Annotated in this window: 10 protein-coding genes; 6 read left to right on the top strand and 4 right to left on the bottom strand. The window is 37.0% G+C overall.

Annotated elements, in window-relative coordinates; genetic code table 11:
* Nucleotides 1-39: 39 nt before the first annotated feature.
* Nucleotides 40-360, bottom strand: a complete 321-nt coding sequence (locus PVV65_RS08805) for a YdaU family protein (protein ID WP_273789904.1) — start codon at nt 358-360, stop codon at nt 40-42.
* Nucleotides 353-829 (bottom strand): crossover junction endodeoxyribonuclease RuvC, encoded by a 477-nt coding sequence (locus PVV65_RS08800; protein WP_273789903.1) that lies wholly within the window; start codon nt 827-829, stop codon nt 353-355. Before PVV65_RS08800 ends, PVV65_RS08805 begins: the two co-directional genes overlap by 8 nt.
* Nucleotides 830-867: 38 nt before the next feature.
* On the opposite strand from PVV65_RS08800, the gene PVV65_RS08795 reads away from it, so the two are divergent.
* Nucleotides 868-1,731, top strand: a complete 864-nt coding sequence (locus PVV65_RS08795) for a hypothetical protein (RefSeq protein ID WP_273789902.1) — start codon at nt 868-870, stop codon at nt 1,729-1,731.
* Nucleotides 1,732-1,742: 11 nt separating this feature from the next.
* Here PVV65_RS08795 and PVV65_RS08790 read toward each other — a convergent pair whose 3' ends face one another.
* A complete protein-coding gene (locus tag PVV65_RS08790) occupies nt 1,743-2,108 on the bottom strand; it encodes a hypothetical protein (RefSeq protein WP_273789901.1) in 366 nt (121 codons plus the stop codon).
* Between the two features lie 98 nt (nt 2,109-2,206).
* Nucleotides 2,207-2,482 carry a helix-turn-helix transcriptional regulator gene (locus tag PVV65_RS08785; protein WP_273789900.1) on the bottom strand — a complete coding sequence of 92 codons (276 nt, stop codon included), beginning with the start codon at nt 2,480-2,482 and terminating at the stop codon, nt 2,207-2,209.
* A gap of 94 nt (nt 2,483-2,576) precedes the next feature.
* Between PVV65_RS08785 and PVV65_RS08780 the strand changes: the two genes are divergently transcribed.
* From PVV65_RS08780 to PVV65_RS08760, 5 genes are all read left to right on the top strand, one after another.
* Nucleotides 2,577-3,230 (top strand): LexA family transcriptional regulator, encoded by a 654-nt coding sequence (locus tag PVV65_RS08780; protein ID WP_144755024.1) that lies wholly within the window; start codon nt 2,577-2,579, stop codon nt 3,228-3,230.
* 19 nt (nt 3,231-3,249) lie between these two features.
* Nucleotides 3,250-4,305: a type I restriction endonuclease gene (locus PVV65_RS08775; protein WP_273755789.1), complete on the top strand. Its 1,056-nt coding sequence runs from the start codon at nt 3,250-3,252 to the stop codon at nt 4,303-4,305.
* 407 nt (nt 4,306-4,712) lie between these two features.
* Nucleotides 4,713-5,087, top strand: coding sequence for a hypothetical protein (locus PVV65_RS08770; RefSeq protein ID WP_273755802.1), 375 nt, complete (start codon nt 4,713-4,715; stop codon nt 5,085-5,087).
* A 64-nt stretch (nt 5,088-5,151) separates the two neighbouring features.
* On the top strand, nt 5,152-5,508 hold the full coding sequence (locus PVV65_RS08765; protein ID WP_273755875.1) for an antA/AntB antirepressor family protein: 357 nt from the start codon (nt 5,152-5,154) through the stop codon (nt 5,506-5,508).
* Between the two features lie 14 nt (nt 5,509-5,522).
* Nucleotides 5,523-6,254, top strand: coding sequence for a Rha family transcriptional regulator (locus PVV65_RS08760; protein WP_273789905.1), 732 nt, complete (start codon nt 5,523-5,525; stop codon nt 6,252-6,254).
* Nucleotides 6,255-6,357 lie beyond the last annotated feature (103 nt).

Here is a 6,357-nt window from a genome sequence, read left to right as displayed (position 1 = left end):
ATAATCCATTCTTGATAAAAATTACGTACCCAAGGCAATTTATTCGTCATAGTTGCCCTCCTGCTCTTGAGTAAAAGCAGCTTCTTTTAATTCTTTTTCAACACGCGTATTCCACAACCCATCATCTGTCTCAACAAGTTTATTATTTCTCATGAGATATTCGACAATAGTCGCAAACTTTTTTTGTGAACAATTGCAAACACGTGCAAGCGTTTCAAAATCTTCTTTAATTGGTGCTTTTTTATCGTACATGCGAACAAGAAGCCTGATATAAACGCCTCTTTGTTTAGATGTCATTCCATTTGTACCACTTATCCAGTCATACAAATGGAATCTTATCCATGGCATTGCATTAGACATGCGCATCCCCTTCTTTTATTAAATATAAAATTGCTAAAGCATCTGCTTCGTTGTCGTCTTTAGGCGTATGTCCTTTGGAACATATTGCCTTAATCATTTCTTCTTTTGAAGCATTACCCTTCCCTGTTGTCGCTTTCTTAATTGTGCCAACAGGAATGCCTTCATATGGTATCTGATGATGTTCACACCACGCTGTTAAGGTTGCTAGAAAGCCCCCATAAATATGAGAAGCGTCTGTACCCACATGCCGGCGCACCTCTTCAAAATACACCGCGTCAATTTCATCAACAGATCTCTTTAGTTCAGTAAGCCACTTCTTAAAGCGCAGATAACGCATACCACCGCCTTCAAAACGGCGTGATTGAAAATGTTCTGTATCACTTGTTATGTGACCATCAGCACCGCAAATAGCCCAGCCAGTCTTGCTACCTAGATCAAGACAGAGAATGGTTTGTGCATGCGTGATCATAATCCCCCCTTAAGGCTCTACGTATTTATATGTGCGCTATGACAGAGCGCGTTGTGATTGCTTGTCTTGCAAAGATGTTTATGAAAAAGTATCCTCCCAACGATTCTAAAAAAGTGGGGGGAGTTATGATGCAAGAGTGGATAGTTAATAAGGTTGTATTCTTATTGCATCGGATAAATGATAGTGCTGTATTTTTGCTGCACTGGATAAGTAATAATCTTACGATTGCTCCTATCATTGCTACTGTAGTTACTGGAATGGTGACACTTTTTGTGCAACAACGAAGCTTAAAAAAACAGCTTAAAATCTTCCAACGACAAACTACAGCATCAGAAACCCAGACAGCTATTCTATTAGAAGATAAAAAAGCACGGGATTTGGGACCATATTTGAAATTGAAGGCAGTATTCTTCCCACAAAAATATGAAGGCACTTCACGCGTTAGGGTGAAATTGTGCATTAAAAATCTTACTAGAGAAGATATAATGATAAGGAATATACGCATATCGAAAAAAAGTCCCTTTAAGTTTGTTAAAAATGCTTGCCCTTTCGTTAGATGGCCATCTAAAACTTCAGGTGAACACCTTGTCATTAAAAGAACAACTCCAAAACTCATTGCTTTATGTCCCCAAAATATAAAATCAAATGCTTCATCAGAGTTCGCTTTGAATTTTTTCATTATACGTGCTAAATGCTATACTTTTTTAGATTTCATAATTAGCTGTCGTAAGCCTAATTCCCACAACATTGCAAATTTTACACTTGACCACACTTCGATTGTTAACCCAGAGGAAACATTCACCGTTCATTTTTGGGCTTCATATCCTCGCTCAAAAGATACATATGATGAATTTGGCCCTGAATATTCCTTTTTGGCTGATAATCCTCATTTTTGGGATTAATGACACCAAAATTAAAAGCATTCTCCTGCAAAAATAAAATCGATCAATCTTGGTTCTTCTTTTTTGTTAATTAAGCAAATGATTTTATTATTTAATTTATCAATTAGCTCCATTTGTGAAGCCAACTTTAATCTTTGTTCATACAGTGTCTTATTTTTTTGCTTAATTAAAGAGGATAGGTTTTCAAGTACTACTTGCTGTTGTTCAATTGACTTATCTCGCTCTGCAAGAGTGGCTTCATGCCATCTCATCCAACTATCAAATTTTGACTTATGCCATTCTTCTTGTTTTTTAAGAATTGTTGTGTGAGTTTCGTGTCGTTTTACAAGATCTTCTACGCTACAGTCACGATATGGTACTTTTCTCCATTCTTCCACCAATCTATCTCCATTCTCGATTTTCGTGTTACAACCTATTAATCTACAAATCCGTGTGTAAAGTTTCTTCAATATCCCGTTTCTCATGATCTTTCTTCTTATGAGTGTGAATGGTGCTGTGGGTGTTTGTTATCAGCTGTAGTAAGTGGCACGCCCACCTCTTCAAGAGAGGGGCGTGGGTATAAATCGACATACCAGTCAAGGGGACGAACAATACCATTGGTTGTCTTTTCAATCTTTAAGACAATTTCAGGCTCAGGAAACCGCAAGCCGCGTAAATACCTGTTAATCGTACTCTGTGCTACGCCAACTTGCTTCCCAAATTCGGCTTGAGATAGTTTATTTCGTGTGAGATATGATTTCAATTTTTCCATAACTCAAATAAATACCATAAAAGACTTTTTAGTCAATAAAAAAATACCTTTATGGACTTTGTTAAATAAGCAGTCTTGGTGTAAGGTTTAGAGCATGCATATAATTAAAAAATTGAGGAAAGATTTGGGACTCACACAGGTGAAATTGGCTGAAAAAGCTGGTACCACGCAACCTCAAATAAAACGGCTTGAAAAAGGTGAGCGAAAATTAACCAAAGAGTGGGCGGAAAAGTTAGCACCACATCTTGGTGTAAAGCCGTTTAATCTTCTTTTCCCAGAAAACGAGGAAATACATCCCATATCTAATGCTATTGGAATGATACCGGTGATAGGAAAAGTTGCTGCTAGCTCGTGGATGTCGGTCGAAGATATGGATTTTGGATTTGATGACATAGAATATGTACCCAGCACCTCGAAATACCCAGCTCACTTTCAATTTGCTTTAAAAATCCAGGGCAACTGCCTTAACAAAATTGCTCGTGATGGTGATCAACTTATTTGCGTAGACATAATAAAAGCCGGCATTAATGTGGAACCTAACGATCTCGTGATAGTTGAACGCAGCCGATTCAATGGTCAAATGATTGAGCGTACAGCTAAACGTATACGTCAAACTATTAGTGGATTTGAACTATGGCCTGAAAGTACTGAACCCAATCATCAAGAACCTATCAAAATAAATGGGGCAACTGATGGAGAGGAGATTCGTATAGTTGGGAAAGTTCTTTGGATTTTAAGAAAACCCTGAAAACAAAGGAGAAGCGGGAATGGGGACAGTAGACGAGAGCTTAAAAATAATAGCTGATAAAGTCAAAAATCATTCAGATACTATGTTAACTGAAGAAGCGGTCAAAACAGCGGTCGTTTTACCGTTTCTGCGCGCACTTGGGTATGATATTTTCGATCCACTTGAAGTCATTCCCGAGTTTACTGCTGATGCCGTTGGTAAAAAAGGTGAAAAAGTTGACTATGCTATCCGTATAGACGGTGAGATACGTATTCTTTTTGAGTGCAAACCGATATCTTGCGAATTGAGTTCAAAGCATTTAAGTCAATTATATCGATACTTTAGTGTAACGAATGCTAAATTCGCGATTTTGACAAATGGTCGATTTTTTCATTTTTACACAGATCTTGATGCTGCAAACAAGCTCGATAATAGGCCATTCCTTACTTTTGATGTAATAGAATACAATACTGTGGTACTTACAGAGCTTAAAAAGTTTGAACGCTCAGCATTTAATATTGAAAATATATTGGTGACAGCCGAGCAGCTCAAATATGTATCTGGAATAAAACAAAACATCCAAAAAGAAATAGAAAATCCGTCCGAAGGTTTTGTTCGTGTTGCTTGTGCGGATGTTTATGAAGGGCGCCTGACTGCTAATGTCTTAGAAATGCTCACAGGTGTTACTAAAAATGCGTTTCGCGAAGTAATATCTGATGCGGTAAAAAGTCGGCTTTCTAGTGCTTTACAAACAACAACTGAAACCGACAAGCAAGATAATATTGCTACATCTATTGGTAATGAACATGCCAAAATAACGACCGAAGAGGAAGTTGAAGGCTTCATGATTGTCAAGGCAATTGCGCGCGAAGTTATTTCTGCCGACCGTATTGTTATCAGAGATGCAAAGTCGTACTGCGCTATTTTAATTGACAATAATAACAGAAAGCCGTTGGTTCGACTGCACTTTAACAGAAAACATAAGCAACTAGCCCTTTTCGATACTGATATTGATGAAAAAGTCGGTATTGAAACGCTAGATAATATTTATGATTTTGCAGACAGAATAAGAGAAACAGCAAAAAAATATTTATAAGATATTCTAACAACCTATGTATGCCCCGCTGAAGCGGGGTTTTTTTGTTCGTCCGCAGTTTTTATAAAAAACTACGGCGTTATCTACCCATCGATTGGCTCTGTCTGTACACTGCCCCAATTTTTCCTGCATATAAATTTCAAATACAGCTAACTGATTTATTTTTTTACGGGATACTAGAAAGTATCATGCCTCTACACTGAACGCTACAATACTCAAACCGATTCGTAATAAATATTAAAGTTCATTTATAAAAAACCACTTTAGCATAAAATGGCTTGACCATAATAATCCTTTACGGTATACTCCTCTATAACAACATATCACGAAGAAGCAAAAGCCGATCTGGTGTAGATTAAATTACATTAACACAAACAATCGCTATTAGGCGTTAGGGAGGGGAAATTATGGAAAAGCCAATTCTTATAAATTCTGATGAAATTTTATTAGTTACCTACGATGATGATCAAAACATTGCAGAGTCTGGACCGCTTGATGCAAGCCAAATTCTAAGCATTGTTGATGAGGGAGATGATGCCATCCAAATCTTTCGTATAAATCCTTCTGAAAAGAGTTGTGAAGACATTTCTGAACAGATTGCAGAAGCATATGTAAAAGAAAATATCGACCATCTCTATGAGGAGAGGGAAGTTCATTACTTTATACGTGAAAGTGATATCTACAATGAAATTTTAGAAGAGATCGCAGAAGAAAAATATGAAGATGAAATGTACGGTACTTATGAACAACAGCACCGTTTGCGTCCTTGTGATGTGCTTTAAAATTTTGAAGGGCGTTTAAAAAGCGCCTCCCCTTTTCCCATCAATAATTGATTAGAGTAAACTTATGAACACACATGATAATGATAGTGAAGGATATCTCATACCTGAAAACGAGGTAGACAACAAAATTGGTTATGCCAAAATGATCAAAGCCCATGTAATGCATAGGCACTTACATTTGAAACAAGATTTTTCCACTTGGTTTAACGATTGTGTTGAAAAGTTTGATCTAAAAGAAGGCGTGGATTTTGTTTTTACAAAACAAGAATGGAACAGACAGAAGATTTGTCCAAAATCTGAAATAGAAACAGATAAAACTGATAATCATTACTTCAAAATTCACGCAGCAAAGAAAATCGCTAAAGCAGAGCGCCATAGAAACTATGGCAGAATATTATACCAAAACTTATGTTTTTCTTAATTAAGGAGGTGATGATGAAAAGCCTTATTATAACATCTGAAAACAATTTTCAAAACACAACTGTTCCAACCATGTCTAGTCGTGAAATTGCAGAATTGTGCAGTAAAAGACATGACCATGTTATGCGTGATATCAAGAAAATGCTTGAAGAACTTAACGCCCCCAAATTTGGGGTGGTTGATTTTAGTGGTTATTATCTTGATAGCAAAGGGGAAAGCCGCCCTTGTTATAATCTCCCTAAACGTGAATGCTTAATTCTCGTATCTGGTTATAGCACTGCCTTACGAGCAAAAATAATTGATCGGTGGCAAGAATTGGAAAAGCAAGCAGCAATACCACAAATCGACTACTCAAGCCCTCAAGTTATGCTTGGTGTTTTAACGTATCTCAAAAATGAAAATGAACAAAAAGATAACATTATTGCAAATTTAAAACCAAAGGCAATGGCACTTGAAAGCTTACAGCGTCATGATGGGCTCTTTGGTCTTACAGAAGCCGCTAAAATACTTGAGATGCAACCAAAACAGTTCATTCAATTTTTACAAGAAAAAGGTTGGGTTTATAGACGTGCAGCAGGTGGAAATTTACTCCCTTATCAAGACAAAATCCAAAAGCAACTTATGGACTGTCCAACTATCACACTTCAAACCGCTAGTGGAATAGAAAAAGTCATTCCTTGCGCAAAAATTACCACAAAAGGCATTGGGCTTCTGTCTCAAGAACTTAAAAGACAAAGCATGCATTAAGAGGCTGTCACTATGGAAAAGAAATACGAACTGACTGATGAAATAGATGAAATTTATTTGCGTAAGGTTTATCGCATTCGCGCATTACGAGACTTTAGAAATG

This window comes from Bartonella sp. ML70XJBT (genome assembly GCF_028618425.1).
Lineage (GTDB): Bacteria > Pseudomonadota > Alphaproteobacteria > Rhizobiales > Rhizobiaceae > Bartonella.
This window is presented reverse-complemented; position numbering and strand designations above follow the sequence as displayed.

Excerpts from the sequence above, each read along its gene's own strand:
- PVV65_RS08805 (WP_273789904.1), bottom strand. The coding sequence starts at position 360 with ATGTCTAATGCAATGCCATGGATAAGATTCCATTTGTATGACTGGATA.
- PVV65_RS08800 (WP_273789903.1), bottom strand. The coding sequence starts at position 829 with ATGATCACGCATGCACAAACCATTCTCTGTCTTGATCTAGGTAGCAAG.
- PVV65_RS08795 (WP_273789902.1), top strand. The coding sequence starts at position 868 with ATGACAGAGCGCGTTGTGATTGCTTGTCTTGCAAAGATGTTTATGAAA.
- PVV65_RS08785 (WP_273789900.1), bottom strand. The coding sequence starts at position 2,482 with ATGGAAAAATTGAAATCATATCTCACACGAAATAAACTATCTCAAGCC.
- PVV65_RS08780 (WP_144755024.1), top strand. The coding sequence starts at position 2,577 with ATGCATATAATTAAAAAATTGAGGAAAGATTTGGGACTCACACAGGTG.
- PVV65_RS08775 (WP_273755789.1), top strand. The coding sequence starts at position 3,250 with ATGGGGACAGTAGACGAGAGCTTAAAAATAATAGCTGATAAAGTCAAA.
- PVV65_RS08770 (WP_273755802.1), top strand. The coding sequence starts at position 4,713 with ATGGAAAAGCCAATTCTTATAAATTCTGATGAAATTTTATTAGTTACC.
- PVV65_RS08765 (WP_273755875.1), top strand. The coding sequence starts at position 5,152 with ATGAACACACATGATAATGATAGTGAAGGATATCTCATACCTGAAAAC.
- PVV65_RS08760 (WP_273789905.1), top strand. The coding sequence starts at position 5,523 with ATGAAAAGCCTTATTATAACATCTGAAAACAATTTTCAAAACACAACT.